This window comes from Rhodococcus sp. T2V (assembly GCF_029269925.1).
Classification (GTDB): domain Bacteria; phylum Actinomycetota; class Actinomycetes; order Mycobacteriales; family Mycobacteriaceae; genus Rhodococcus_F; species Rhodococcus_F koreensis.
The window spans coordinates 1-492 of record NZ_JARJBD010000391.1 but is presented as its reverse complement, the minus strand read 5'-3'; the positions used below and the strand labels follow the sequence as shown (position 1 = coordinate 492).

Here is a 492-nt window from a genome sequence, read left to right as displayed (position 1 = left end):
CACGCTGGGCTTTCCTTGTGATCTGAGCTCACTCAATTACCGAAAGATCATTAATCAACCAGTTACACCGTTATCTGGACAGACCCGTATGACCGGCGACGACCACGTACGGTTCTGTGGGATCCCGGGTTTGCAATTCCGCCGGACCCCTCGACTAGGTCGTCGCGTCCTGATCGCGTAGTTCCCGCTCGAGCAGTTTGCCGCTCTGATTCCGCGGTAGCGCGTCCATGAAACGGATCTGCTTGGCGACCTTGAACGGCGCGATCCGCTCCTTGACGTAGCCGATCAGTGTGTAGGCGGTCACGCCCGGGCCGTCGCGGAGCACGACGACCGCGAACATGCGCGCCGAATTTCCGTGTCGTGTGCGCTCTGTACCCGCAGCGGTCTATGTCGATGCGGCCCCGCCGCCGGTGGTGTCCGATGTTTTCAGCTGTTACGGGAAGGGTGGTTCGCTGATGGCGTCGGCGATAACGATCATGTCGAGGTCTGGCG

The 492-nt window shown here is 60.6% G+C and carries 1 pseudogene; it reads right to left on the bottom strand.

The window, feature by feature from the left end:
- Positions 1–154: 154 nt before the first annotated feature.
- Positions 155–340: pseudogene (locus tag P3H15_RS54520) on the bottom strand (acyl-CoA synthetase); the annotation flags it as partial.
- Positions 341–492 lie beyond the last annotated feature (152 nt).